Source organism: Variovorax paradoxus NBRC 15149 (assembly GCF_001591365.1).
Lineage (GTDB): Bacteria > Pseudomonadota > Gammaproteobacteria > Burkholderiales > Burkholderiaceae_C > Variovorax > Variovorax paradoxus.
This window is the reverse complement of the sequence record NZ_BCUT01000007.1, coordinates 596,662-620,767: the sequence shown is the minus strand read 5'-3', so window position 1 is coordinate 620,767 and position 24,106 is coordinate 596,662. Positions and strand designations below refer to the sequence as shown.

24 protein-coding genes are annotated in these 24,106 nt (G+C 68.0%); 8 read left to right on the top strand and 16 right to left on the bottom strand.

Translation table 11 applies throughout. From position 1 onward, the window contains the following. The first annotated feature begins 46 nt into the window (after window positions 1-46). Window positions 47-442, top strand: coding sequence for a DoxX family protein (locus VPA02S_RS28505; RefSeq protein ID WP_062366831.1), 396 nt, complete (start codon window positions 47-49; stop codon window positions 440-442). A 50-nt stretch (window positions 443-492) separates the two neighbouring features. Here VPA02S_RS28505 and def read toward each other — a convergent pair whose 3' ends face one another. From def to smc, 5 genes are all read right to left on the bottom strand, one after another. Next, the gene (def, locus tag VPA02S_RS28500) at window positions 493-1,032 is read right to left on the bottom strand and encodes a peptide deformylase (RefSeq protein WP_012748050.1); all 540 of its coding nucleotides are present in this window, start codon (window positions 1,030-1,032) and stop codon (window positions 493-495) included. Between the two features lie 33 nt (window positions 1,033-1,065). After that, a complete protein-coding gene (locus VPA02S_RS28495) occupies window positions 1,066-1,506 on the bottom strand; it encodes a hypothetical protein (protein WP_012748051.1) in 441 nt (146 codons plus the stop codon). A 108-nt stretch (window positions 1,507-1,614) separates the two neighbouring features. Further along, window positions 1,615-3,699, bottom strand: coding sequence for an NAD-dependent DNA ligase LigA (gene ligA, locus VPA02S_RS28490; RefSeq protein ID WP_062366829.1), 2,085 nt, complete (start codon window positions 3,697-3,699; stop codon window positions 1,615-1,617). A 22-nt stretch (window positions 3,700-3,721) separates the two neighbouring features. Beyond that, window positions 3,722-4,825 carry a cell division protein ZipA C-terminal FtsZ-binding domain-containing protein gene (locus VPA02S_RS28485; protein ID WP_018904508.1) on the bottom strand — a complete coding sequence of 368 codons (1,104 nt, stop codon included), beginning with the start codon at window positions 4,823-4,825 and terminating at the stop codon, window positions 3,722-3,724. 12 nt (window positions 4,826-4,837) lie between these two features. Next, the gene (gene smc / locus VPA02S_RS28480; protein WP_018904509.1) at window positions 4,838-8,353 is read right to left on the bottom strand and encodes a chromosome segregation protein SMC; all 3,516 of its coding nucleotides are present in this window, start codon (window positions 8,351-8,353) and stop codon (window positions 4,838-4,840) included. 113 nt (window positions 8,354-8,466) lie between these two features. Between smc and VPA02S_RS28475 the strand changes: the two genes are divergently transcribed. From VPA02S_RS28475 to VPA02S_RS28460, 4 genes are all read left to right on the top strand, one after another. Beyond that, window positions 8,467-9,228 (top strand): hypothetical protein, encoded by a 762-nt coding sequence (locus VPA02S_RS28475; protein ID WP_018904510.1) that lies wholly within the window; start codon window positions 8,467-8,469, stop codon window positions 9,226-9,228. Between the two features lie 62 nt (window positions 9,229-9,290). After that, window positions 9,291-9,620 carry a helix-turn-helix domain-containing protein gene (locus VPA02S_RS28470; protein WP_018904511.1) on the top strand — a complete coding sequence of 110 codons (330 nt, stop codon included), beginning with the start codon at window positions 9,291-9,293 and terminating at the stop codon, window positions 9,618-9,620. Continuing rightward, a complete protein-coding gene (locus VPA02S_RS28465; protein ID WP_062366826.1) occupies window positions 9,617-10,915 on the top strand; it encodes a type II toxin-antitoxin system HipA family toxin in 1,299 nt (432 codons plus the stop codon). The genes VPA02S_RS28470 and VPA02S_RS28465 overlap by 4 nt, the downstream gene beginning before the upstream one ends. A 65-nt stretch (window positions 10,916-10,980) precedes the next feature. Further along, window positions 10,981-11,673 carry a P-loop NTPase family protein gene (locus VPA02S_RS28460; protein WP_012748058.1) on the top strand — a complete coding sequence of 231 codons (693 nt, stop codon included), beginning with the start codon at window positions 10,981-10,983 and terminating at the stop codon, window positions 11,671-11,673. Here VPA02S_RS28460 and VPA02S_RS28455 read toward each other — a convergent pair whose 3' ends face one another. The 8 genes from VPA02S_RS28455 to VPA02S_RS28420 form a co-directional block, all read right to left on the bottom strand. Further along, entirely contained in the window at window positions 11,674-12,177 is a 504-nt protein-coding gene (locus VPA02S_RS28455) for a disulfide bond formation protein B (RefSeq protein ID WP_026283997.1), read from the bottom strand. Beyond that, window positions 12,174-13,271, bottom strand: a complete 1,098-nt coding sequence (locus VPA02S_RS28450) for a sulfate/molybdate ABC transporter ATP-binding protein (protein WP_012748060.1) — start codon at window positions 13,269-13,271, stop codon at window positions 12,174-12,176. Before VPA02S_RS28450 ends, VPA02S_RS28455 begins: the two co-directional genes overlap by 4 nt. Window positions 13,272-13,361: 90 nt before the next feature. Continuing rightward, window positions 13,362-14,255 carry a sulfate ABC transporter permease subunit CysW gene (gene cysW, locus VPA02S_RS28445; protein ID WP_018904514.1) on the bottom strand — a complete coding sequence of 298 codons (894 nt, stop codon included), beginning with the start codon at window positions 14,253-14,255 and terminating at the stop codon, window positions 13,362-13,364. Between the two features lies 1 nt (window position 14,256). Then, entirely contained in the window at window positions 14,257-15,144 is an 888-nt protein-coding gene (gene cysT / locus VPA02S_RS28440; RefSeq protein ID WP_018904515.1) for a sulfate ABC transporter permease subunit CysT, read from the bottom strand. After that, the gene (locus tag VPA02S_RS28435) at window positions 15,145-16,161 is read right to left on the bottom strand and encodes a sulfate ABC transporter substrate-binding protein (RefSeq protein WP_012748063.1); all 1,017 of its coding nucleotides are present in this window, start codon (window positions 16,159-16,161) and stop codon (window positions 15,145-15,147) included. After that, a complete protein-coding gene (locus VPA02S_RS28430) occupies window positions 16,158-16,733 on the bottom strand; it encodes an RBBP9/YdeN family alpha/beta hydrolase (RefSeq protein ID WP_012748064.1) in 576 nt (191 codons plus the stop codon). Before VPA02S_RS28430 ends, VPA02S_RS28435 begins: the two co-directional genes overlap by 4 nt. Before the next feature lie 20 nt (window positions 16,734-16,753). Next, window positions 16,754-17,395, bottom strand: a complete 642-nt coding sequence (locus VPA02S_RS28425; RefSeq protein WP_018904516.1) for a peroxiredoxin — start codon at window positions 17,393-17,395, stop codon at window positions 16,754-16,756. Window positions 17,396-17,507: 112 nt separating this feature from the next. Then, window positions 17,508-18,422: a LysR family transcriptional regulator gene (locus VPA02S_RS28420; protein WP_018904517.1), complete on the bottom strand. Its 915-nt coding sequence runs from the start codon at window positions 18,420-18,422 to the stop codon at window positions 17,508-17,510. 130 nt (window positions 18,423-18,552) lie between these two features. On the opposite strand from VPA02S_RS28420, the gene VPA02S_RS28415 reads away from it, so the two are divergent. Beyond that, on the top strand, window positions 18,553-19,200 hold the full coding sequence (locus tag VPA02S_RS28415; RefSeq protein WP_018904518.1) for an FMN-dependent NADH-azoreductase: 648 nt from the start codon (window positions 18,553-18,555) through the stop codon (window positions 19,198-19,200). Between the two features lie 78 nt (window positions 19,201-19,278). Here VPA02S_RS28415 and VPA02S_RS28410 read toward each other — a convergent pair whose 3' ends face one another. Then, on the bottom strand, window positions 19,279-19,836 hold the full coding sequence (locus VPA02S_RS28410) for an NADPH-dependent FMN reductase (protein WP_012748068.1): 558 nt from the start codon (window positions 19,834-19,836) through the stop codon (window positions 19,279-19,281). Window positions 19,837-20,009: 173 nt separating this feature from the next. Here VPA02S_RS28410 and panE point away from each other — a divergent pair, with 173 nt between their 5' ends. After that, on the top strand, window positions 20,010-20,945 hold the full coding sequence (gene panE / locus VPA02S_RS28405; RefSeq protein WP_062366824.1) for a 2-dehydropantoate 2-reductase: 936 nt from the start codon (window positions 20,010-20,012) through the stop codon (window positions 20,943-20,945). Between the two features lie 16 nt (window positions 20,946-20,961). Continuing rightward, a complete protein-coding gene (locus VPA02S_RS28400; protein WP_018904520.1) occupies window positions 20,962-21,639 on the top strand; it encodes a hypothetical protein in 678 nt (225 codons plus the stop codon). A gap of 13 nt (window positions 21,640-21,652) precedes the next feature. Here the strand turns inward: VPA02S_RS28400 and VPA02S_RS28395 are convergent, their stop codons facing one another. Then, window positions 21,653-23,020, bottom strand: coding sequence for an NAD(P)/FAD-dependent oxidoreductase (locus VPA02S_RS28395; protein ID WP_018904521.1), 1,368 nt, complete (start codon window positions 23,018-23,020; stop codon window positions 21,653-21,655). A gap of 73 nt (window positions 23,021-23,093) precedes the next feature. Next, window positions 23,094-24,008, bottom strand: coding sequence for a serine O-acetyltransferase EpsC (gene epsC / locus VPA02S_RS28390; RefSeq protein WP_018904522.1), 915 nt, complete (start codon window positions 24,006-24,008; stop codon window positions 23,094-23,096). Window positions 24,009-24,106: the final 98 nt, after the last annotated feature.

Genomic DNA, 24,106 nt, shown 5'->3' with positions numbered 1-24,106 from the left:
ATTCACTAACATACGGGCCTTCAATCACTTCACCAGGAATCTGCACATGACCAAATCCGATGACACCGGCAAGCTCGTTCTGCGCGTCGCGCTCGGCATCCTCATCCTGCTGCACGGCATTGCGAAGGTCGGCAAGGGCGTCGACGGCATCGGCGGCATGCTGGCATCCCACGGCTTGCCGGCCGCCATGGCTTACCTGGTCTATGTGGCCGAGATCCTTGCGCCCGTGCTGCTCATCGTGGGCCTGTTCACCCGTCCGGCTGCGCTGATCGTTGCGCTCAACATGCTGGTGGCCATCTGGCTCGTGCACCGGAAAGACCTGGGCGCACTCAATGGCCAGGGCGGCTGGGCGCTGGAACTGCAGGGCATGTTCCTGTTCTCGGCACTTGCCATTGCGCTCTTCGGCGGCGGCCGGTTCGGCCTGGGCGGCAAGTACAACTGAAGGAAGAAGGAAGGAAGCATGCGGCCGGCGGCGTGCCGGCCGTTCTTTCGTCACTCGTCGTCGTTCGCGTCCAGCCCTGGAAACAGGACGTCGGTATAGCCGAAGCGCGAGAAGTCGCGCACCCGCATCGGATAGAGCTTGCCCAGCAGGTGATCGACTTCATGCTGCACCACGCGTGCATGAAAGCCGCTCGCGACGCGGTCGATCGGATCGCCGTAGGGGTCGAAGCCGGTATAGCGGATGTTGGCAAAGCGCGGCACCACGCCGCGCAGGCCCGGCACCGAGAGGCAGCCTTCCCAACCCTCTTCTTCCTCGTCGCCGATCGGCGTGATGACCGGGTTCAGCAGCACGGTGCGCGGCACGGGTGGCGCGTCGGGATAGCGGGGATTGACCACGTCGGTGCCGAAGATCACGAGTTGCTGGTCGACACCGATCTGCGGCGCGGCCAGGCCCGCGCCATTGACGGCCAGCATGGTCTCGAACATGTCGCGCACCAGCAGGTGCAGTTCGTCGGTGTCGAAGGCAGCCACCGGCTGCGCAATGCGCAGCAGCCGGGGGTCGCCCATCTTGAGGATTTCGCGGATGGCCATGGCGGGATTATCGCGAGCGGCCCCGCCGCGGCGTCATGGAGGGGTTTGTCCCTTGGAGTCGGGCGACGACCACAGCCGCGATGCGCCGCGCGGCGGATCCGGCCGGTATTGCGGCAGCGGCGACACGCCGGCAGCCGGCGGCCGTGCGCCACCGCCGCCGCCCCAGCCCGGGCGAGAAGGCACGGGCACGGGAACCGGCACTGGCACCGGACGCGCCACCGGGTAGCCCGGGCGCCCGTAATAGGGCCTGCCGCCGTAGTAGGGGCGGTCATGGTCGTAATAGCGGCGCCCGCCTTCGTAGTAGCCGCCGCCCTGGATATAGACCGGCGCCGGATTCACCACCACCGGATCCGAGTAGTACGGCTGCGAATAGCCCCCGCTGTAGTAGGGGTCGCCAGGAACAGCCACGCAGCCGCCAAGCAGCGCGAAGCCGCCGATGGCGACACTGATACCGAGAACACGAATTTTCTGCATGAGGGACTCCTTGTCAGCCTTCAGTTTTCAACGCCAGCTTGTAGGCCCTGTTGACTGCGGTGGTGTGAAGTCGCGTAACTGCCGGTAAGAACCGCGCTTCACCCCCCTTCAACCCGGCACACCGCCGGCGAGCAGCTCCAGCATACGCGCCTCGTCGATCACCTCCACGCCGATCTCGCGCGCCTTGTCCAGCTTGCTGCCAGCCTCTTCGCCGGCCACCAGGTAGCTGGTCTTCTTGCTGACGGAACCCGCCACCTTGGCGCCGGCTGCTTCCAGTTTGTCCTTGGCTTCGTCGCGGCTCAGCGTAGGAAGGGTGCCGGTAATCACGAAGGTCAGCCCCGCCAGCGGCTTGGGCGCCCGGGCTGCGGGTTCGCCCTCCTCCCAGGTCAGCCCGCAGGCGCGCAGCTGCTCGACCACCTCGCGGTTGTGCGGCTGGTCGAAGAAGGTGCGCAGGCTTTGCGCGACGACCGGGCCCACGTCGTTGACCTCCAGCAACTGCTCCTCGCTCGCATCCATGATCGCGTCGAGCTTGCCGAAGTGCTTGGCCAGGTCCTTGGCCGTGCTCTCGCCCACGTGCCGGATGCCCAGGCCGAACAGGAAGCGCGGCAGCGTGGTCTTCTTCGACGCCTCGAGCGCATCGACGAGGTTCTTGGCCGACTTGTCGGCCATGCGGTCCAGCCCCGCCAGCGTGGTGAACCCGAGCTTGTAGAGGTCGGGCAAGGTGCGGATCAGGTTGGCATCGACCAGCTGCTCGACCAGCTTGTCGCCAAGCCCATCGATGTCGACCGCGCGGCGCGCCGCAAAGTGCAGGATGGCTTCCTTGCGCTGGGCCGCGCAGAACAGGCCGCCGGTGCAGCGGTAGTCGACTTCGCCCTCTTCGCGCAGCGCTTCCGATCCGCACACCGGGCACTGGTGCGGCATGGTGAAGAGCAGGCCCCGCTCGCCCTCGGGCCTGGCGAGGCTTTCGGGCACCACGCCGACCACTTCGGGGATCACGTCGCCGGCCCGCCGCACGATCACCTTGTCGCCCACGCGCACGTCCTTGCGGCGCGCCTCGTCCTCGTTGTGCAGCGTGGCGTTGGTGACGGTCACGCCGCCCACGAAGACCGGCGCGAGCTTGGCCACCGGCGTGAGCTTGCCGGTACGCCCGACCTGCACCTCGATGCCCAGCACCTCGGTGATCTGCTCCTGCGCCGGGTACTTGTGTGCCACGGCCCAGCGCGGCTCGCGCGAGACGAAGCCCAGCCGCCGCTGCAGTTCGATGCTGTCGACCTTGTAGACCACGCCGTCGATGTCGTAGGGCAAGGCATCGCGCTGGCGCCCGATGTTCTCGTGGAAGGCGATCAGTTCGATGGCGCCGGTCGCGCGTGCGGTCTGCGTGGCCACCGGAAAGCCCCAGGCGTGGAACTGCTGCAGCCAGTCGAACTGGGTCGGAAATTCCGGCCCGCCTTCGCTGGCCGGCGTGACCTCGCCGAGGCCATAGGCAAAAAAGCTCAACGGCCGCGCCGCCGCAATGGCCGGGTCGAGCTGGCGCACCGCGCCGGCCGCGGCATTGCGCGGATTGACGAAGACCTTCTCGTTCTTCTGCCCGGCCGCGATCTTCTCGCGCTGGCGCTCGTTGAGCGCCTCGAAATCGGCGCGCTTCATGTAGATCTCGCCGCGCACCTCGACCACGGGCGGCGCCTTGCCATTGAGCCGCAGCGGAATCTCGCGCACGGTGCGGATGTTCTGCGTGACCTCCTCGCCGACCTCGCCATCGCCGCGCGTCGCGGCCTGCACCATCACGCCGTTCTCGTAGCGCAGGTTCATGGCCAGGCCGTCGAACTTGAGTTCGCAGACGTACTCGACCTGCGGCCCGTCCTCGGCCAGGCCCAGTTCCTTGCGCACGCGGGCATCGAAGGCGCTGGCGCCGCCGGGCGAGATGTCGGTCTCGGTGCGGATCGACAGCATCGGCACCTTGTGGCGCACCTTCACGAAGCCTTCGAGCACCTTGCCGCCGACGCGCTGCGTGGGCGAATCGGGCGTGCGCAGTTCGGGGTATTCGGCTTCCAGCGCCTGCAGCCGCTGGAACAGCCGGTCGTACTCGGCGTCGGGCAGCTCGGGCGCATCGAGCACGTAGTAGAGATGAGCGTGGCGGTGAAGCTGTTCGCTCAGTGCGGCGGCTTCGCGTGCCGCTTCGTCGCGCGTGGTCATGGGTGTCTCCCGAACGATCGGATCAGCTGAAAAGGCGGCGCGCCAGGGGCGAGCCGGCGGCCAGGTCGCGCGACTCGAGCGTGTCGTAGAGCTGCTCGAGGTCGGCGCCGATCGCATCCATGGTTTCCTCGCGCAGCAGCTGGCCGTCGCTGTCGGTGACCACGCCGTCCATCTCGCGCGCCAGCGTGGCGGCGGCTTCGCGCATGCGGCGGAACGGCTGCTCGGCGCGGTCGACCTGCGGCACGTCCAGGCTCAGGCTGAGTTCGCGGATGGCCGACTGCGCCGGATCGTCGGCCAGCGCGGCCTGCGTGTCGAACGAGAGCCCGAGGATCGGCGGCAGCCCGGCCTCGCTCGTCGGCAGCACCATGCGCCCCGGGATGATGCCGGCCACAAAGCCCAGCCGCGCCGCGTTCTGCTGCACGTAGCCGGGACTCCAGGCGGCATGCAGCGCGCGCAGCACGAAGCCCAACTGCGCATCGTGCGCGCTGGCGAACTGGTCGAGCTCGCGGGCGCGCGCCACCTCGTCGAGCATTTCAGGAAATTCGAGCGCGCCGTTGACGGCATCGGCAAAGGCCTGCGCCTTGACCACGAATTCGGAGTATTCGATCTCGTTGAGCGCGCCGGTGCGGTTCGCCAGCTGCACGCCCACTTGGAAGGCGCTGTAGCGCTGGCCCGGCACGGGCGGCTCCCATTGGCCGGTGTGTTCGTTCAAACCTTCGATGGCCACGGGCTTGCTGCCCGCGCGGCGCGTGGGCGGCATGGCGGCAATGGCCGCGTCGCCCGATGCGAGCCCGTCCAGCGACACCGGCGCGATCACGTCGATCAGCGGATCGAGCCCGCCGCGCCGCTCGGCCGTGGGCACCGGGCTCGCGCTGGGCGCGGGCAGGTCGGGGTCGAACAGCGGTTCGTGGCGTTCATGGCCCGGCACCGGGTGCGGATCGATGTGCAGCATCGGCTCCACGCCGTCGGACGAGGACGATGGCCGAGGGTCCGCCTCGGACAGGTCGCGGTCAGCGGCGTCGGGCTGGCGCGGCGCATTGCGGCGCGAGGTCAGGGTGTTGTAGGCAACGACGGCCGCGAGGACGAGGCCGCCGAGGATGGCCAGGGCGAGAGTGAGATTGCTCATGGGCTGCCCGGATCAAGCAGCCTCGACCATGGAGGCGGCCGCTTCCATGTCGACCGCGACGATGCGCGAGACGCCCTGCTCCTGCATGGTGACGCCGATCAGCTGCTCGGCCATTTCCATGGCGATCTTGTTGTGGCTGATGAAGAGGAACTGGGTTTCGCGGCTCATGGCGGTCACGAGTTTGGCATAGCGTTCGGTGTTGGCATCGTCCAGCGGCGCGTCCACTTCGTCGAGCAGGCAGAAAGGCGCCGGGTTGAGCTGGAAGATCGCGAACACCAGCGCAATGGCCGTGAGCGCCTTCTCGCCGCCCGAGAGCAGGTGGATGGTCTGGTTCTTCTTGCCGGGCGGCTGCGCCAGCACCTGCACGCCGGCGTCGAGGATCTCGTCGCCGGTCATCACGAGCCGTGCATTGCCGCCGCCGAACAGCTCGGGGAACATGCGGCTGAAGTGCTCGTTGACGATCTTGAAGGTGCCGCCCAGCAGGTCGCGCGTCTCGGCGTCGATCTTGCGGATGGCGTCTTCGAGCGTGCCGATGGCCTCGTTCAGGTCGGCGGACTGCGCATCGAGGAAGGTCTTGCGCTCGCTGGCCACGGCAAGCTCGTCGAGCGCCGCCAGGTTGACCGCGCCCAGCGCGACCACTTCGCGGTTCAGGCGGTCGATCTCGCCTTGGAGGCCGGTGAGCCGGACCTTGTCGGCTTCGATCGACTGGGCAACGGCCTCGAGGTCGGCGCCGGCGTCGTCCAGCAGCTGCTGGTATTGCTCGACCCCCAGGCGCGCGGCCTGTTCCTTGAGCTGGAATTCGGTGATGCGCTGGCGCAGCGGATCGAGTTCGCGCTCCAGCTGCAGCCGGCGTTCGTCGCTGGCGCGCAGCTTCAGCGTGAGGTCGTCGTACTGGCTGCGCGCCGCACCCAGCGCGGCCTCGCGCTCGAGCTTGAGCGCCAGCGCGTCCTGCAGGCCGGCCTGGGCCGCCGCATCGGACAGGCGGCCGAGTTCGGCGCGGGCGCGCTCGTCTTCGTCGGTGAGCGACAGCACCTGCTGCGATGCGGTTTCAATGGCGCGGTTCAGTTCGCCGCGGCGGGCTTCGAGCGTGCGCTGCGAGAAGGTGGCCTCCTGCGCCTGCCGCTCGAGGCTGCGGTGCTGCTCGCGGCTCGCGGCCAGCGCGCGGCCGGCCTCGATCACGCGTTCGTCGAGCTGCGCGTGGCGCTCCTGGCTGTCGGCCAGCTGCATGTCGAGCTCTTCGAAGCGGCCTTCGGCGGCCATGCGCTTTTCCTGCAGTTCTTCCAGTTGCGCGTCGACCTCGGCCAGGTCGGCAGCCAGCTGCTCGCTGCGCGCGCGCGTCTGCTCGGCGAGCTGGGTCATGCGCAGCGTCTCGACCTGCAGTTCATGCGCACGCGATTGCGTTTCGGCCGCTTCGCGGCGCGCCGTGACGAGGCGCTGCGCCGCATCGGCGTAGGCGGCTTCGGCGCGGACCAGCGCGGTGCGCGCCTCTTCGCTGATGAGGGCCTGGGCGCGCAATTGGCGCTCGAGGTTTTCCATTTCCTGCTGGCGCGCCAGCAGGCCGGCCTGCTCGGAATCGGGAGCGTAGAAATTGACGCTGTGCGAGAACACGGCGTGGCCGCTCTGCACATAGATGACTTCGCCCGGCTGCAGCGTGGCGCGCTGCGCGAGCGCTTCTTCGAAACTCTGCGCGGTGTAGCAGCCGTGCAGCCAGTCGGTCAGCAGGGCCTGCAGGCCCGCATCGTTCAGGCGCAGCAGGCTCGACAGGCGCGGCAGCGCGGCCGTACCTTGCGGCGCGCCGGCCGCGGGCGGGCTGTAGAACGCGAGCTTGGCGGGCGGCGCATCGTTGCCGAAGGCGCGCACCATGTCGAGCCGGCTGACCTCGAGCGCGCCCAGGCGCTCGCGCAGCGCCGCTTCGAGCGCGTTTTCCCAGCCCTGCTCGATGTGGATGCGGCTCCACAGCCCCTGCATGCCTTCGAGCCCGTGCTTGGCGAGCCAGGGCGCCAGCTTGCCATCGGTCTTGACCTTTTCCTGCAGCGCGCGCAGCGCTTCGAGCCGCGCCGAGAGCTCGGCATGGCGCGCGCCTTCGGTGTTGACGGCCTGCTGCTTGGCGCGGCGGTCGTCGTCGAGCTGCGGCACCGATTCCTGCAGCTCGTGCAGGCGCGCATCGGCCTCGCTCGCGGTTTCCTGCGCGGCCGCATGCTCTTCCTGCAGGGCTTGCAGGCGCGCCTCGTCGGGCGCGGCCAGGGCGTTCTGGTCGGCGCGCAGGCGTTCGCTGCGCTGCGTGAGCTGCCGGCTCTGCTCTTCGATGTTGCGCTGGTCGGCGGCCAGCACCTGGATCTGCTGCTGCACCTGCGAGACGGTGCTGCGCTGGGCGTTGGCCTCGTCCTGGGCGCGCTGCACGGCTTCCTCGAGCTCGGGCATGCGCGCGTCGTGTTCCTCGAGCTGCGCGGCCAGCAGCACGGCCTGCTCTTCCGCGTCGACGCCCTGGCCGGCCAGGGTTTCGATCTCCGCCTCGGCCTCTTCGCGGCGGCGGCCCCATTGGCCCATCTGCTCGCGCAGCTGGACCAGCCGCTGCTCCACGCGCTGGCGGCCTTCGACCACGAAGCGGATCTCGCCTTCGAGGCGGCCCACTTCGGCGCTGGCTTCGTAGAGCTTGCCCTGGGCCTGGTTGACCTGGTCGCCGGCCGCGTAGTGGGCCTGGCGCACGGTTTCGAGTTCGGATTCGATGCGGCGCAGGTCGGCGGTGCGCGACTCGAGGTCATTGATCGCCTTTTCCGAGTCGGCCTTGATCTTGGCCTGGTCGGCATCGCTTTCGCTGCGCTTGAGGAACCACAGCTGGTGCTGCTTTTTGGTGGCTTCGCCCTGCAGCGCGTTGTAGCGCGCGGCCACCTCGGCCTGCTTCTCGAGCTTTTCGAGGTTGGCGTTGAGTTCGCGCAGGATGTCTTCCACGCGCGTGAGGTTCTCGCGCGTGTCGCCCAGGCGGTTCTCGGTTTCGCGCCGGCGCTCCTTGTACTTGGAGACGCCCGCCGCCTCTTCGAGGAACAGGCGCAGCTCCTCGGGCTTGGACTCGATGATCCGGCTGATCGTGCCCTGGCCGATGATGGCGTAGGCGCGCGGTCCGAGGCCGGTGCCCAGGAACACGTCCTGCACGTCGCGGCGGCGCACCGGCTGGTTATTGATGTAGTAGCTGCTGGTGCCGTCGCGCGTGAGCACGCGCCGCACGGCAATTTCGCCGAACTGGTTCCACTGGCCGCCCGCGCGATGGTCGGCGTTGTCGAACACCAGTTCCACGCTCGAACGGCTGGCCTGCTTGCGCGTGGTCGTGCCGTTGAAGATCACGTCCTGCATCGACTCGCCGCGCAGCTCCGACGCGCGCGACTCGCCCAGCACCCAGCGCACCGCATCCATGATGTTCGACTTGCCGCAACCGTTGGGCCCGACGACGCCGACCAGTTGGCCCGGCAGCAGGAAGTTGGTGGGTTCGGCGAACGACTTGAAGCCCGAAAGCTTGATGGAATTGAGACGCACGACTTGTCGGCCTGCCTTGGCATGACGCCAAGGTATTGATTTGTAAGGAAAATTGCACGGACCTGCCGTTCGAGACAGGCCGCCGCCCCAGCCGTGGATGATAACGTCAGGGCATGAGCGATTCCCTGGTTTCATCACCTCTTGCCGTGCGCCGCGGCTGCCTGCTGGCCGGTGCGGCCGCCCTGCTGGGCCTTGGCGGCTGCGCGGCCGTGCGTTCCACCGATCGCGCCGAGGCCTACAGCAACCAGGAATGGTTGCAGTCCAGCGCCAACCGCATCGCCAACCTCTCGCTGCGCGACAACCTGCAATCGATCCGGCGCGTGCAGACCACGCTCTACCGGCGCAACCCGCGCGAATGGCGCAAGTCGGCCGCCAGCGTCGAGGCGGCCGCGCAGCGCGCCTGGGATGCGGTGCTGACCGGCCCTGCCCTGCCCGAGCTGCGCGGCGCCACGGGCATCGACGCCATCCGCATGGCTTTCGACACCGGGCCGCAGGGCTACCAGGGCGACCGGGTGGCGGCGCTGGTCGTCGGCTGGGCCACCATGCTCAAACAGGCCAACGGCGACACCTGGGACCAGACCATGCTCGACGGCGTCAATGCCGAGAACAGCTTCCGGGCCGCGCGCAACTTCGAGATATCGCTCTGGCTGATTGCCTCCAAGACCGGCCCCGACGGCCAGCCGCTGCTGTTGGCCACCGAGATCAGCGAGCGCGGGCGCAACCTCGTGGCCGACCGCGAACTGTCCAAGGTGGTGGCGCGGCTCGACCTGCTGGCCGCCCAGGCCGACGAGAAATACCGGCGCGCCGCGCTCGATTTCGGCCAGAACTGGGTCATGGGCGTCGTGATGCCCTTCTTCACGCTCATTCCCCGGTAGCGATTGCGGACACTCTCTCGGAAACATATTTCCGAAATTGTGGTTTGCGGTAATATATTTCCGTGAACAAGCAGGAACTCATCACCGCCCTGGCGGCCCGGCGCGAGGCCGCGGGTCTCGGCAACGCTGAAATCGCGCTGCGCTCCGGCCTCACCGAACGTTCGGTGCGCAATGCGCTGAGCCTGAAGGGAAATCCGCAGATGTCCTCGCTGCTGGCGCTGGTGGATGCCCTGGGCCTCGAGCTGCAGCTCGCGCCCAAGGGCTTCGGCGAACGCGCGGACTCCGAGCCCGGCTACCGCCCGGTGCCCACGCGCATCGGCAACGCCGTCGGCGCTGCGGCGCCGCCGCCGGCTCCGGCGTCCGGGCCGCGTTCGAAAAAGCCTTCGCCATGAACGTCAAGATCCTCGAGATCTCGCTCGGCGCGCGCCGCTTCGGCAAGCTGTTCCAGTACGCGGACCTCTGCCGCTTCGTGGCGGAACCCGAACTGGTGGCCGCGCCGCCGCCCGAGGTGCTGTCGCTGTCGATGGTGGCCAGCGATCCTTCCGCGCAGTCGGCACTGTGGAGCGACGTCAAGAACCCGCTCTTCAACGCACAGGGCGGTCAGCTGCCGCGCTTCTTCCAGAACCTGCTGCCCGAAGGCGTCCTGCGCAGCCACATCGCGCAGCTGCGCGGCTGCCGCGAGAACGACCATTTCGAGCTGCTTGCGGCCTGCGGCGGCGACCTGCCCGGCGCGGTGAGCGCCCGGCCGGTCTCGGTCGACCGGGGCACCTTGCAGCGGCTCATCACCCAGGACCAGGACGCGCTCGAGATGTCGGTGGTCGAGCTGCCGATGCCGCAGGGCATCTCGGTGTCGGGCGTGCAGCCCAAGCTCGGCCTGCGCCGGCAAGGCGGGCGCTACGTGGCCCGCACCCGCGCCGGCGCGAGCACGCGCGTGATCGCCAAGCTGCCGGTGGCCGGGCGGCCCCACATGCCGCAGCTGGAAATGCTCTCGCTGCAGATGGCGGGTGCGGCCGGCGTCGAGGTCTGCCATGCCGAACTCGCGCCGCTCTCGGCCATTGCGGCCGAGCACAGCTACGCGCTGCCCGACGAGCCCGACTTTCTTGCCGTGACGCGCTTCGACCGCGAAGGCGCGCGCCGCATCCATTTCGAGGATTTCGCGCAGGTGCTTGCGGTCGACCCGATGCACAAGTACAGCGCCAGCTACCTCGACATGGCGCTGGCGATGCGCGCATTTCCATCGCTGGGCGAGGAAGCGGTGCTCGAACTCGTGCGGCGCCTTGCGGTGAACGACCTGCTCGGCAACCCCGACGCGCATCTGAAGAACTTTGGCGTGCTGTACCCCGACGGCATCGCGCCGCGGCTGGCGCCGGCCTACGACATCGTGGCCTATGCGGCGCTGCAGGGCGTCGACGGCCATGCGCTGCCTCTTCTGCCCGCAACGCCTGGCGAGGCCGCCCCCAGGCGCAGCGCCCTGTTCACGCCCGCCAGCGTGCGCGCCTTCTGCTTCTCGGCCGGGCTGCACGAGCCGCTGGTGCGGCGCACCGTGGCCGACACGGCGCGGCTCGCGCGCAGCCGCTGGCCCGCGATGATCGAGGCATCGGCGCTGCCGGCCGCGTGGAAGAAACGGCTGCAGCAGCGCTTGCAGGCACATCCCTTGCTGCAGGGGATGGCGCGGCGCGGCAAATAGAAAAGCCCGCCCCCTAGAATGATCCGGCCCTTCACTCCTCCACCCTTTCGAGGCAGCAGCAACTCATGAGCTCCATCAATTTCATCGGCGGCGAAAAAGGCGGTGTCGGCAAGTCGGTCACGGCGCGCGTGCTGGCGCAGTACTTCATCGACCACAGCAAGCCCTTCACGGGCTTCGATACCGACCGCTCGCACAGCTCGTTCACGCGCTTCTACGAAGGCTTTGCCTCGCCCATCGTGGTCGACAGCTTCGAGGGCCTGGACACCGTGGTGAACGGCTTCGAGACGAATCCGCAGCAAAGCGTCATCGTCGACCTGGCGGCCCAGACGCTCGCGCCGCTGTCGCGCTGGATCAAGGAATCGGACCTGTTCGACGTGTTCGACGAGCTGGGCGTGGCCGTCAACTTCTGGCACGTGCTGGACGACGGCAAGGACTCCACCGACCTGCTCGGCACGCTGATCGACACCTTCGGCAACCGGCCCAACTACATCGTGGTGCAGAACTACGGCCGCGGCAGCGACTTCGGCATGCTGCTGGCGTCGCAGTCGCTTTCCAAGGCCACCGCGAACGGCGCCCGCGTGATCACGCTGCCGCGCCTGCATGAGGCGAGCATGCGCAAGATCGATGCGCAGAACACCAGTTTCTGGAAGGCCGTGAACGACCGCGAAGGGCCGCATGCGCTCGGCCTGCTGGAGCGCCAGCGCGTGAAGTCCTGGCTGGCGACCGCCTACGCGGCCTTCGACACCCTGCCGCTCTAGCTAGCGCGCCGCGGGCCGGCGAAAAAGCAGCACGAGCAGCAGGACCGCCAGCACCACGAAGGCAATGAACGACCAGTTCGCGAGCGTCAGGCCGAACAGCGACCAGTCGACCTTCGAGCAATCGCCGCCGCCGCGGAAGATCATCGGCAGCGCCCGCTTGAGCGGAAAGGTCTCGATCATTCCGTAGAGGTCGCGCCCGCAGGTCACGACCTCGGGCGGGTTCCACTGGAGCCAGCTTTGCGCCGCCGCCGTGTAGGCGCCGCCGGCCGCTGCCGCCAGCGCCAGCACACCGCCCGTGGCCTGCAGGCCGCGGCTCCTGAACACGCCGGCCAGGCCGGTGAAGAGCGCCACCAGCACCAGCGCATAGCGCTGCACGATGCACATGGGGCACGGCTCGAGGCCGACCACGTGCTGCAGGTAGAGCCCGAAGGCCAGCATCAGGACGCAGGCCAGGCAGATCAGCCCATACGCGCGGCGCGGCGCGCCGAAGTACCAATCGATCAAGGGGAAACCCAATCTTCTTCTACGAACACCCGGGCCTTGCGCGGCGTGGCGACGACCGTGTCGCCCTCGTGCAGGCCCAGTTCACGGAACTGTTGCGCAGGGAGTTGCGCCTCGATGATGGTTCCGGAGCCCGGATTATCTGGATTCGTTTCGGTGGGCTCAAGTTCCAGCCGCGCGATCGGGCCGACCACGATGGCGCGCGACAGGGTGGCCACGATGCCGGTGGCGCCGGCGGTGTAGCGCTCCACGGTGAGGTCGTGCGGGCGCACATAGGCCATCGCCTTGGCGTCGCGCGCGCCGCTGTGTTCAGGCGAGTCCAGGCGCATGCCGTCGAGCTGCACCGCGCCGTTGTCGGCCCGGCCGTGGAACAGGTTCACATCGCCCAGGAAGCCGTAGACGAACGGGCTGGCGGGCTGGTCCCACACCTCCTGCGGCGAGCCGACCTGCTCGATGCGGCCCTTGTTGATGACCACCACGCGGTCGGCCACCTCGAGCGCTTCTTCCTGGTCGTGCGTGACGAAGATCGAGGTGACGTGCAGCTCGTCGTGCAGCCGGCGCAGCCAGCGGCGCAGTTCCTTGCGCACCTTGGCGTCGAGCGCGCCGAAGGGTTCGTCGAGCAGCAGCACCTTGGGCTCCACCGCCAGTGCGCGCGCCAGTGCGATGCGCTGCCGCTGGCCACCCGAGAGCTGCGACGGATAGCGGTCGGCCAGCCAGTCGAGCTGCACCAGCTTGAGCAGGTCGGTCACCTTCTGCCTGATCTGCGCGTCGCTCGGGCGCTCCTTGCGCGGCTTCACGCGCAGGCCGAACGCGACGTTCTCGAACACCGTCATGTGGCGGAACAGCGCGTAGTGCTGGAACACGAAGCCCACCTGCCGTTCGCGCACATGCACGTCGGTGGTGTCCTCGCCCGAAAAGAGAATGCTGCCGGTGTCGGCCGTCTCCAGCCCCGCGATGATGCGCAGCAGCGTGGTCTTGCCGCAGCCCGAGGGACCGAGCAGCGCGACGAGTTCGCCCGACTCGACGTCGAGGTTCACGTTGTTCAGTGCGCGGAAGTCGCCGAACTGCTTGCTGATGTTGCGGATTTCGATGCTCATGGAATCTCTTCCTCTGCCTTCTTCTGATTTCTCCCTCTCCCCTCGGGGAGAGGGCCGGGGTGAGGGTTGTTCCCCTCACTCGAAGCCTTCTCAAGCCGCCGTGGGCCGCTCTGGCGGCAGCTCCGCAATGGCTTTCATTTCGCGTTCGTGGCGCCACTCGATGACCGACTTGATCACCAGCGTGACCAGCGCCAGGATGGCGAGCAGCGAGGCCACGGCAAAGGCCGCGACCGACTGGTACTCGTTGTAGAGCACTTCCACATGCAGCGGCATGGTGTTGGTCTGGCCGCGGATGTGGCCCGACACCACCGACACCGCGCCGAACTCGCCCATGGCGCGCGCGTTGCACAGGATCACGCCGTACAGCAGGCCCCACTTGATGTTGGGCAGGGTCACGCGCCAGAAGGTCTGCCAGCCGGTCGCGCCGAGCACGATCGCGGCCTGCTCCTCATCGGTGCCCTGCGCCTGCATCAGCGGCACGAGCTCGCGCGCAATGAACGGGAAGGTCACGAACACGGTCGCCAGCACGATGCCCGGCACCGCGAAGATGATCTTGATGTCGTGCTCGGCCAGCCACGGGCCGAGCCAGCCCTGCGCGCCGAACACCAGCACGTAGATCAGGCCCGCCACCACCGGCGACACCGCAAAAGGCAGGTCCACCAGCGTGGTCAGGAAGGCCTTGCCGCGGAACTCGAACTTGGCAATGGCCCAGGCCGCCGCCACGCCGAACACCAGGTTCAGCGGCACCGCGATGGCGGCCGTGATCAGCGTGAGGCGGATCGCGCTCCAGGCGTCGGGCTCCTTCAGCGCTTCGATGTAGGCATCGAGGCCCTTGCGCAGGGCTTCCGTCGCCACGGCGGCCAGCGGCAGCACGAGGAACAGGAACATGAACGCAAGCGCAAGGCCGATGAGCAGCCAGCGCACCCAGGCCGATTCGGTGGTGCCGGCCTGCGCGCGGCGGATGACTTTGGAAGGCGCGCTCATCTCAGGCTCCCGCGCGCTTGCGCTGCCACGCCTGCAGGCCGTTGATGACCAGCAGCAGGACGAATGAAAGGACCAGCATCACGAGCGCGACCGCGGTGGCGCCGGCAAAGTCGTACTGCTCCAGCTTGCCGATGATGATGAGCGGCGTGATCTCCGAGATCATCGGCATGTTGCCGGCGATGAAGATCACCGAGCCGTACTCGCCGATGGCGCGTGCGAAGGCCATTGCAAAGCCCGTGAGCAGCGCCGGCGCGATCGACGGGAAGATCACCTTGGTGAAGGTCTGCAGCCGCGTCGCACCGAGCGACGTGGCGGCTTCCTCGAGCTCCTTCTCGGCGTCTTCGAGCACCGGCTGCACCGTGCGCACCACGAACGGCAGGCCGATGAAGATCAGCGCAATCACGATGCCCGCCGGCGTGAACGCGAGCTTGATGCCGTGCGGCTCGAGCAGCTGCCCGATCCAGCCGTTGCCCGCGAGCAGCGCCGTGAGCGAGATGCCGGCCACCGCCGTGGGCAGCGCGAACGGCAGGTCGACCAGCGCATCGACGATGCGCTTGCCCGGGAACTTGTAGCGCACCAGCACCCAGGCCACGAGCAGGCCGAACACCGCGTTGACCACGGCCGCGATCAGCGAGGCGCCGAAGGTCAGCCGGTACGAGGCCATCACGCGCGGCGCGGTCACGGCCACCCAGAACTGCTCCCAGCTCAGCGTGAAGGTCTTGAAGACCAGCGCCGAGAGCGGGATCAGCACGATCAGGCTCAGGTAAAGAATGGAGAAGCCGAGCGTGATGTGGAAACCGGGCAGCACGCGCTTGGTGCCCCCTGCCCGGTTGGCACGCGAAAAAGGCGCTCCCGCGGACGGGAGCGCCGAAGAAACAGCGCCGCTCATTTACTTTGCGCCGGGCGTGTAGAGCTTGTCGAACTGGCCACCGTCGTTGAAGTGCACCTTCTGCGCTTCGCCGAGGCTGCCGAACAGTTCCTGCACCGTGAACAGCTGCAGCGGCTTGAAGGTGGCGGCGTACTTCTTGAGCACGGCCTGCGAGCGCGGACGCAGCGCGTGCTTGGCCGCGATTTCCTGCGCTTCTTCGGAGTAGAGCCAGTCGAGGTAGGCCTTGGCGAGTTCGCCGGTGCCCTTCTTCTTGGTGGTGCGCTCGACCACGGCCACCGGGTTCTCGGCCACGATGCTGATCGACGGGTAGACCGAATCGACCTTGCCCGAGCCGAATTCGCGCTCGATCGACACCACTTCGGATTCGAAGGTGATCAGCGCATCGCCGATGTTGCGCTGCAGGAAGGCGGTGGTGGCATCACGGCCGCCGCGTGCCAGCACCGGCACGTTCTTGAACAGCTTGCCGACGAACTCGGCCGCCTGGGCGTCGGTGCCGCCCTTCTTCTTGACGTAGCCCCAGGCCGCCAGGTAGGCGTAGCGCCCGTTGCCGCCGGTCTTGGGGTTGACGATCACGACCTGCACGCCGGGCTTGACCAGGTCTTCCCAGTCCTTGATGCCCTTGGGGTTGCCGTTGCGCACCAGGAACAGCATGGTCGAGGTGGTGGGCGATGCGTTCTCGGGGAATTTCTTGTTCCAGTCCTTTGCGACCACGCCGGTGTTGGCAAGAAAGTCGATGTCGGTGGTGGTGTTCATGGTCACCACGTCGGCATCGAGGCCGTCGGCCACCGCGCGCGCCTGGGCGCTGGAGCCGCCATGCGACTGGTCGATCTTCACGTCCTTGCCGGTGGTCTTCTTGTAGTTGGCCACGAACGCCGCGTTGTAGTCCTTGTAGAACTCGCGCGCCACGTCGTACGAGGCGTTCAGCAGCGTGTTGCCCTGGGCAAAGGCGCTGCCGCCCGCGAGCGCGGAAGACGCCAGCGCGAGCACGGCGGCAAAGGTCTTGAATCTGGAAGTCATGTGGTTGCCAAGTTTTCTGAAAATTCACGGCCCGCCGGCCAGGCGGCGGGCTCGTCGGTCAGCGACTGGAGCAAGGCGAGGCCGAGCGGCCAGTCTCCGTGCCCCGAGTCGATGTTGATATGCCCCGCATTCTGCATGCGGACAAACTCACTGCCCCAGGCGCGGGAATACGCGCCGGCCAGGCGGATCGGGCAATAGGGATCGTTGCTGCTCGCCACCACGATGCTGCGGTACGGCAGCGCCGCATAGGGCACGGGCGCGAAGTCCGACAGCACGGCCCGGCGCTCCGGATCGGCCGGCGCCACCAGCAGCGCCCCGCGGATGCGCGCCGCCGCCTCGGCCGGCAGGTGCGCCGTGGCGATGCAGCCCAGGCTGTGCGCGGCAATCACCACCGGCCCGGGGCTTTCGAGCACCAGCCTGGCGAGCGTGGCCACCCAGGCCTCGCGCTTGGGCGATGCCCAGTCGTCCTGCACCACGCGCGCCGCGCCCGGAATGCGCTCTTCCCACAGGCTCTGCCAATGGCCGGGCCCGGAGTCGCGCCAGCCGGGCACGATGATCACGGAAGTCTGCATGAAGGCGCTGCCCTGTCCGCTTACTTGTTGGGCTGCGGCGTGATGCGCAGGTAAGGCTTCACGGCCTTGAAGCCCTTGGGGAAGCGCTCCGCCAGTTCGGCCGGGTCCTGGATGCTCGGGATGATGACCACGTCGTCGCCATCCTTCCAGTTCACGGGCGTGGCCACCTTGTGGCTGTCGGTGAGCTGCAGCGAATCGATCACGCGCAGGATCTCGTCGAAATTGCGGCCGGTCGAGGCCGGGTAGGTGATGGTCGCGCGGATCACCTTCTTCGGGTCGATGATGAACACGCTGCGCACCGTGGCCGTGGCCGATGCGTTCGGGTGGATCAGGTCGTACAGGTCGGCCACCTTGCGGTCGTGGTCCGCAATGATCGGGAAGTTGACGGTGGTGTTCTGCGTCTCGTTGATGTCGCCGATCCACTCCTTGTGCCTGGTGGCCGGATCGACGCTCAGCGCGATGGGCTTCACGCCGCGCTTGGCGAATTCGCCCGACAGCGCCGCGGTCTTGCCGAGTTCGGTGGTGCACACGGGCGTGAAATCGGCCGGGTGCGAGAAGAACACCACCCACGAATCGCCGGCCCATTGGTAGAAGTCGAGGGGGCCTTCGCTGGAATCCTGGGTGAAATTGGGGGCTGTGTCGCCGAGTCGCAGGGTCGCCATGGTCGCTCCTTGGATGGATGGGACCTGGGATTGTGCGAAGTGCAGCTTCAATGCCAAACGAATATCTACTTGTTTGGTTATGGCGTTTTCCGCATAAGCGGCGCCAATCCGGCTAATACATGCCCGATTGGCTCCCGCTCATGTGCTCCGCCAGGAAGTCGATCAGCTGGCGCACCGCCGGCACCAGGGCCCGGCGCGGCGGAAAGACCATGTGCGCAATGACGGGCGCCGGCCCCCAGCCGGGCAGCACCTGCACGAGCCGGCCTGCCTCCACGTCGGCGCGGCACATGTAGCCTGGCAGCAGCGTTGCGCCCACGCCCTCGAGCGCAACCAGCTGCAGCGTCACGAGATCGTCCGCCACGCAGCGCGGCGTATGGACGTGCACGTGGATCTCGCCGTTCGGGCCCTCGAGCCGCCATTCGCTGCGGCCCTCGCTGTTGGCCGACATGGCCGCCGTGGGCAGCCGCTCGAGGTCGGCCGGCGTGCGGACCGGGCCCAGGCGCTGCAGCAGCTCCGGCCGGGCCACCAGCACGGCACGGCTGGTGCCCAGCACCTTGGCCACGAGCGTGGTGCTGTCCTCGATGGCGGGGCGCACGCGCAGCGCGATATCGATGCCCTCCTCGATCAGGTCCACCGGCCGGTTCATGACGCGCAGGTCGACGCGCACCGCCGGATAGCGCTCCATGAAGCGCGGCAGCAGCTGCGCGAGCCCGCTGTGGGCGACGGTGATCGGGCAGCTCAGGCGGACCGTGCCGCAGGGATCGGTGTGCACCTGCGCCACCGCCTCGGTCGCGGCCTGCGCCGCGTCGCGCACGGCGGCCGAATGCCGCAGGAAGATCTCGCCCGCCGGCGTGAGCGACAGCCGCCGCGTGCTGCGCTGCATCAGCTGTACGCCCAGCCGGTCTTCCAGCTCCGCGACGCGGCGCGACAGGCGCGACTTGGGAATGCCGAGCGCGCGGCTGGCCGCGGCAAAGCCGCCGCGCTCGGCCACTTCGGCGAAGAAAACCATGTCGTTGAGGTCTTGCATTCGCCGATTGTCCTGCATGTGGAACGATGCAGTCAAAATTTGGCTACTTATCAGAGACTCGCACCAAAAATAGAATTACCCCACCGCCGGCCACCTTTGAGCGCCGACCTCCACACGAAAGTGATCGACCATGAAGCTGCTCCACATCGACTCCAGCATCCTGAGTGCCAATTCGACCTCCCGCCTCCTCACGGCAGAGATCGTGGCGGCCTGGAAAGCCGCGCATCCCGACACCAAGGTCGAGTACCTCGACCTTGCCGCCAACGCGCCCTCGCACTTCGGCGCCGATGCCCTGGGCATCAAGACCGGCGTGCAGGCCCAGCCGACCGAAGCCCAGCAGCGCGAGAACGCGCTCTCGGAACAGCTCGTGAGCCAGTTCCTGGCTTCCGACGTCATCGTGGTGGGCGCGCCGCTGTACAACTTCTCGGTGCCGACCCAGCTCAAGGCCTGGATCGACCGGCTCGCGCAGATCGGCCGCACCTTCAAGTACACCGACAAGGGCCCCGTGGGCCTGGCCGGCGGCAAGACCGTGATCGTGGCGTCCAGCCGCGGCGGCATCTACTCGACCACCGAAGGCGGCCAGGCCGCGGAACACCAGGAGAGCTACCTGAAGGTGGTGTTCGGCTTCTTCGGCATCACCGATGTGCGCTTCGTGCGTGCCGAAGGCGTGGCCATGGGCGATGCCACCAAGGCCGCCGCACTGGCCGCGGCACGCGCCGACATCCTTGCGGCCACGGCCGAAGCCGCCAACCAGCAGGACGTGGCACAGGCCGCCTGAGCCTCGGTTCCATCCCAAAAGCAAATGCCGCCCCCGGGGGCGGCATTTTCATTGGCGGGCTCAGGGACCCAGGCCGTCTCAGGCTGCCGCGTGGCTCTTGATCCAGGCCACGTACTTGTCCATCCAGCCCTGCAGGAACTTCTTCGTGCCTTCATTGCCGATGTGGCCCTTGTCGTCGAACAGGTCGTCCTTGAACTGCAGGAAGATCTCCGGCGCGCCCAGGGTCGGAACGTCGAGATAGGCCAGCACGTTGCGCAGGTGCTGCTGCGCCAGCGCAGTGCCGGTGGCGCCCACCGAAATGCCCACCACGCCCGCGGGCTTGCCGGCCCAGGCGCTCTGCCCGTAGGGGCGCGAGGCATGGTCGATCGCATTCTTCAGCACGCCAGGCACCGAACGGTTGTATTCGGGCGTAACGAACAGCAGGCCCTGGGCCGCCACGATCTCGGTCTTGAGCCGCTTCACCGAAGGCGCCTGGTTGCCGTCGTCGTCCTGGTTGTACAGGGGCAGGTCGTCGATGCGCAAATGCTCGAAGGTGAAATCCGGCGGCGCAAGGTGCGCCAGCGCAAGGGCCAGCTTCTGGTTGAACGAATCCTTGCGAAGGCTGCCGACGATCACGGCAATTCGGGTCTGGCTCATGGATGAAGCTCCTTTTGGGTTGGGGAAAACATGACCGGAATGATTATGCGAAGCGCCCAAGACCTTTTCCAGAAAAGCTCTTCGGCCCCGCCCTGGCTTTGCGGCATGCGCAGCAGGCTTGCGCAATCGCGTGCATCATCGCCCGAGCCCTTTGGTTCCAGGAGCAGTTCACGATGCGATTTCTGATGGTGGGTGCCGGTGCACTCGGTGGTTATTTCGGCGGCCGGCTGCTGGAGGCGGGACGCGACCTCACTTTTCTGCTGAGGCCGCGGCGGGCGGCGCAGATCGCAAAGATCGGTCTGGTGGTGCAGAGCCCCTTCGGCAACCTGCAGCTGCCCTCGCCGCCCCACGTGCTGGCCGAAGACATCCGGACGCCGTTCGACGTGGTCGTGGTCGGCAGCAAGGCCTACGACCTCGACGCGACCATGGCGTCGTTCGCGCCAGCCGTCGGGCCCGACACGGTCATTCTTCCGCTGCTCAACGGCATGAGCCACATCGACCGCCTGGCCGAGCGCTTCGGCAGCGAACGCGTGCTCGGCGGCCTGTGCATGATCTCCGCCACGCTGGACGACGAAGGCCGCGTGCTGCACCTGAACGACATGCATGGCCTTGCCTTCGGCGAGCGCGCAGGCGGACGCTCGGCGCGGGTCGACGCCATTGCCGCGCAGTTCGCGGGCGCGAAATTCGACGCCACGCTGAGCGAGAACATCTCGCAGGACATGTGGGAGAAGTGGGTCTTCATCGCCTCGGCGGCCGGGCTCACGAGCCTGATGCGCGCCTCCATCGGCGACATCGCGAGCGCGGGCGGCCAGGACGTGGCGCTCGCGATCTTCGACGAATGCTGCGCCATCGCCGCGCACAACGGCTTCGCGCCGCGCCCCGCAGCCGTCGAGCGCGGCCGCGCCATCATGACGGCGCCGGGCTCCCCGATGACCGCCTCCATGTACAAGGACATCGTGCGCGGCGCGCCGGTCGAGGCCGACCACATCGTGGGCGACCTGCTGGGCCGCGCGCCGGCCGCATCTTCTTCCTGTGCGCCTTCGGTGCTGCGCACGGCCTACGTCCACCTGAAGGCCTACGAGGCACGGCGCGCCCGCGAAGCGGCCTGACGGGGCTTTCCGCGCGATGAACGACGCCATCGCCTTCCTCCACACGGCGCAGGTCCATGTGCCGACCTTCGAGCGCCTGACCCGCGAGATCGCGCCCGAGCTGGAGGTGCGCCACCTGGTGATGGAGGAACTGCTGCACGAAGCCCGCGCCGTGGGCATCGACAACCCGATGCTGGCCGCGCGCGTGCACGAGGCCATGCGCGAGGCCGCCTCCGAGGGCGCCGCCGTGGTGGCGTGCACCTGCTCGACCATCGGCGGCATCGCGGAAAAGACCCCGACGGGCGGCGCCTTCGCGGCCCAGCGCATCGACCGTGCGATGGCCGACCGCGCCGTGCGCGCCGGCCCGCGCGTGCTGATTGCGGCGGCGCTCGAAAGCACGCTGGAGCCGACCACCGCGTTGCTTCTTTCGGCCGCCGCGCAGGCCGGCGTCGGCGTCCGGCCGAGCACGCTGCTGGTCGCCGAGGCCTGGCCGCACTTCGAGGCCGGCGACAGCGCCCGCTACATCGAGATGCTGGCCAGCGCGATCCGCAGCGCCGCCATCGGCGCCGACGTGGTGGTGCTGGCGCAGGCCTCGATGGCCCCTGTCGCGGATGAACTGGCAGACCTCGGCATCGAGGTGCTCGGCAGCCCCGGCCCGGGCGTGGCGCATGCCGTGGCCACGCTGCGCGCCTCGCGCTCGGCGTGGGCGCCCTGAGGCGCTACTGCGGCTACTCCGACTTGAGGATCGTCTCGCCCTTCAGTGCGCCCATGTCTCGGATGTTGAAGCGGTGCCGCTTCCAGCCGGCCCAGGTGCGGCGCAGGTGGGTGATCGAGATGAAGTAGTAGAGAAACTTGAACATGCCGAGCGCCCGCCAGATCGGCGTGCCGCGGTAGATGTCGCCGGCCAGCAGCGACATCAGCCCCTCCTTCACGCGGAAGGGATTGCCCGGGTGCATGAACATGTCGCGGATGGTCGGGTTGGTCACGCGGTAGATGAACCACGAATATTCGCGCGGCCCCTTGCGCATCATGGCCTCGAAATTCTCGCGCACAGGCGCCAGTTCGGCTGGCCGGTCGAGCGCGGTGGCCACCAGCCCGGCGCCGTCGAAGGCGCTGTGCATCGCCAGGTACACGCCCGAAGAGAACATCGGGTCGATGAAGGTGAAGGCATCGCCCAGCATGAGGTAGCGGTCGCCCGTGGCGTGCGTGCTCGAATACGAGAAGTTGCCGGTGGCGTGCACCGCATCGTCCACCAGCGTGGCGTGCTTCAGCCGGTCCACCAGCACCGGGCACAGCGCGATGGTGTCGTAGAAGAAATCTTTCAGCGGCTTGTCGCGTGTCTTCAGGTAGTACGGCCAGCAGACCGCACCGACGCTGGTGGTTCCGTCGGCCAGCGGAATGAACCAGAACCAGCCGTGCGCAAACCAGCAGATGCTGATGTTGCCTTCCTTCTTGCCCTCCAGCCGCTCGGCGTTGGTGAAATGGCCGAACAGCGCCGTGCTGTTGTGGTCGGGGTTCTTTTCCTTGCAGCGGAATTTGTTGGCCAGCAGCGTGTCGCGGCCCGTGGCATCGACCACGAAGCGCGCGCGCCAGCTGCGCCTGGCGCCGTCGTCCATCTGGGCCTGCACCGTGGCGCCATCGGCATCGAAGGCCACGTCGCGCACCTTGCAGCCTTCGAGCGCCTGCGCGCCGCGCGCGGCGGCATTGCGGAACAGCAGCTCGTCGAGCTCCGAGCGGCGCACCTGCCAGGCCGAATCGAGCGACTTGTCCCAGCCTTCGGCAAAGTCCACGTAGCTGCGGTGCTCATGCTCGGGCGAGACGAACTCGATGCCGAACTTGGGCATGCCGATCTTCTCGACCTGGTCGCGCACGCCGAGCCTGTCGAACAGTTCCACGTTCGCGGGCAGCAGCGATTCGCCAATGTGAAAGCGCGGATGGTGCTCCTTCTCGAGCAGCACCACCTTGCGGCCCTGCTGTGCGAGCAGCGCCGAGATCGTGGAGCCCGCGGGGCCGCCACCGATCACGAGCACGTCGCAGGACTCGTCGGCCGCCGGGGGCGCGGAAGAAATGGAGGAAGTGGCTTGAGGCAATGACATGCGAAGGCAAGCTACATAGTTGACAACGGCCAAGCATAGCGCGGCCGAAGCCGGCCGCCCCTTGGTGCCGTTCCTATGGCGCGTTCGCCTTCGGCGCGTTCTGCAGGCTGGCCTGCGTCACGCTCGCGCCCGCGGGCACGTCGTCGGTGATCCACACATTGCCGCCGATGACCGCGCCCTTGCCCAGCGTCACGCGCCCGAGGATGGTGGCGCCGGCGTAGATCACGACGTCGTCCTCCACCACCGGGTGGCGCGGCAGGCCCTTCTGCAGGTTGCCCTCGGCATCGGTCGGAAAGCGCTTGGCGCCCAGCGTGACGGCCTGGTACAGCCGCACGCGCTTGCCGATGACCGCCGTCTCGCCGATCACCACGCCCGTGCCGTGGTCCATGAAGAAGCCCGCGTCGATCTGCGCGCCGGGGTGGATGTCGATGCCGGTCTGCGCATGCGCGAGCTCGGCCACGATGCGCGCCAGCAGCGGCAATTCAAGCTTGTAGAGCTCGTGCGCCAGCCGGTGGTGGATCATCGCGAGCACGCCCGGATAGCACAGCAGCACCTCGTCGACGCTGCGCGCGGCCGGATCGCCCTGGTAGGCCGCGAGCACGTCGGTGTCGAGCAGGCGGCGCAGGCCCGGTAGCGCGTTCGCGAACTGGCGGATGGCCTCGGTGGCGAGGCCGTCGACTTCGTTCGAGGGGCGCGGCTCGTGGCGGGCGTTGTAGTTGAGTTCCAGCCGCGCCTGCACCAGCAGCGCCTGCAAGGCGGTGTTCAGCGTGTGGCCGACATAGAAGTCTTCGCTCTCATGGCGCAAGTCGGGCGGGCCGAGCCGCATCGGGAACAGCGCGCCCTTGAGCGATTCGATGACCTGCGCCAGCGCATCGCGCGACGGAAACTCGCGCGTGCCGGGCTCGCGCGAGCGGCGCTGCGAATCGCGCCATTCATCGCGCGCGGCGTGCAGCGCGCGCACGATGCCGCCTACTTCGAAATTGGCCATGGCTTTCTCTCCGGGCGTTTTGTACATCACACTGTAGAAGCCCGCGGCCGATGTGCCAAGAACTGAAAACCCGGCTGCTGCAAGCGGAAAAACCCCGG

Coding starts and splice junctions, on each gene's coding strand:
- VPA02S_RS28505 (WP_062366831.1), top strand. CDS start 47: ATGACCAAATCCGATGACACCGGCAAGCTCGTTCTGCGCGTCGCGCTC.
- def (WP_012748050.1), bottom strand. CDS start 1,032: ATGGCCATCCGCGAAATCCTCAAGATGGGCGACCCCCGGCTGCTGCGC.
- VPA02S_RS28495 (WP_012748051.1), bottom strand. CDS start 1,506: ATGCAGAAAATTCGTGTTCTCGGTATCAGTGTCGCCATCGGCGGCTTC.
- ligA (WP_062366829.1), bottom strand. CDS start 3,699: ATGACCACGCGCGACGAAGCGGCACGCGAAGCCGCCGCACTGAGCGAA.
- VPA02S_RS28485 (WP_018904508.1), bottom strand. CDS start 4,825: ATGAGCAATCTCACTCTCGCCCTGGCCATCCTCGGCGGCCTCGTCCTC.
- VPA02S_RS28475 (WP_018904510.1), top strand. CDS start 8,467: ATGAGCGATTCCCTGGTTTCATCACCTCTTGCCGTGCGCCGCGGCTGC.
- VPA02S_RS28465 (WP_062366826.1), top strand. CDS start 9,617: ATGAACGTCAAGATCCTCGAGATCTCGCTCGGCGCGCGCCGCTTCGGC.
- VPA02S_RS28460 (WP_012748058.1), top strand. CDS start 10,981: ATGAGCTCCATCAATTTCATCGGCGGCGAAAAAGGCGGTGTCGGCAAG.
- VPA02S_RS28450 (WP_012748060.1), bottom strand. CDS start 13,271: ATGAGCATCGAAATCCGCAACATCAGCAAGCAGTTCGGCGACTTCCGC.
- cysW (WP_018904514.1), bottom strand. CDS start 14,255: ATGAGCGCGCCTTCCAAAGTCATCCGCCGCGCGCAGGCCGGCACCACC.
- cysT (WP_018904515.1), bottom strand. CDS start 15,144: ATGAGCGGCGCTGTTTCTTCGGCGCTCCCGTCCGCGGGAGCGCCTTTT.
- VPA02S_RS28435 (WP_012748063.1), bottom strand. CDS start 16,161: ATGACTTCCAGATTCAAGACCTTTGCCGCCGTGCTCGCGCTGGCGTCT.
- VPA02S_RS28430 (WP_012748064.1), bottom strand. CDS start 16,733: ATGCAGACTTCCGTGATCATCGTGCCCGGCTGGCGCGACTCCGGGCCC.
- VPA02S_RS28425 (WP_018904516.1), bottom strand. CDS start 17,395: ATGGCGACCCTGCGACTCGGCGACACAGCCCCCAATTTCACCCAGGAT.
- VPA02S_RS28420 (WP_018904517.1), bottom strand. CDS start 18,422: ATGCAAGACCTCAACGACATGGTTTTCTTCGCCGAAGTGGCCGAGCGC.
- VPA02S_RS28415 (WP_018904518.1), top strand. CDS start 18,553: ATGAAGCTGCTCCACATCGACTCCAGCATCCTGAGTGCCAATTCGACC.
- VPA02S_RS28410 (WP_012748068.1), bottom strand. CDS start 19,836: ATGAGCCAGACCCGAATTGCCGTGATCGTCGGCAGCCTTCGCAAGGAT.
- panE (WP_062366824.1), top strand. CDS start 20,010: ATGCGATTTCTGATGGTGGGTGCCGGTGCACTCGGTGGTTATTTCGGC.
- VPA02S_RS28400 (WP_018904520.1), top strand. CDS start 20,962: ATGAACGACGCCATCGCCTTCCTCCACACGGCGCAGGTCCATGTGCCG.
- VPA02S_RS28395 (WP_018904521.1), bottom strand. CDS start 23,020: ATGTCATTGCCTCAAGCCACTTCCTCCATTTCTTCCGCGCCCCCGGCG.
- epsC (WP_018904522.1), bottom strand. CDS start 24,008: ATGGCCAATTTCGAAGTAGGCGGCATCGTGCGCGCGCTGCACGCCGCG.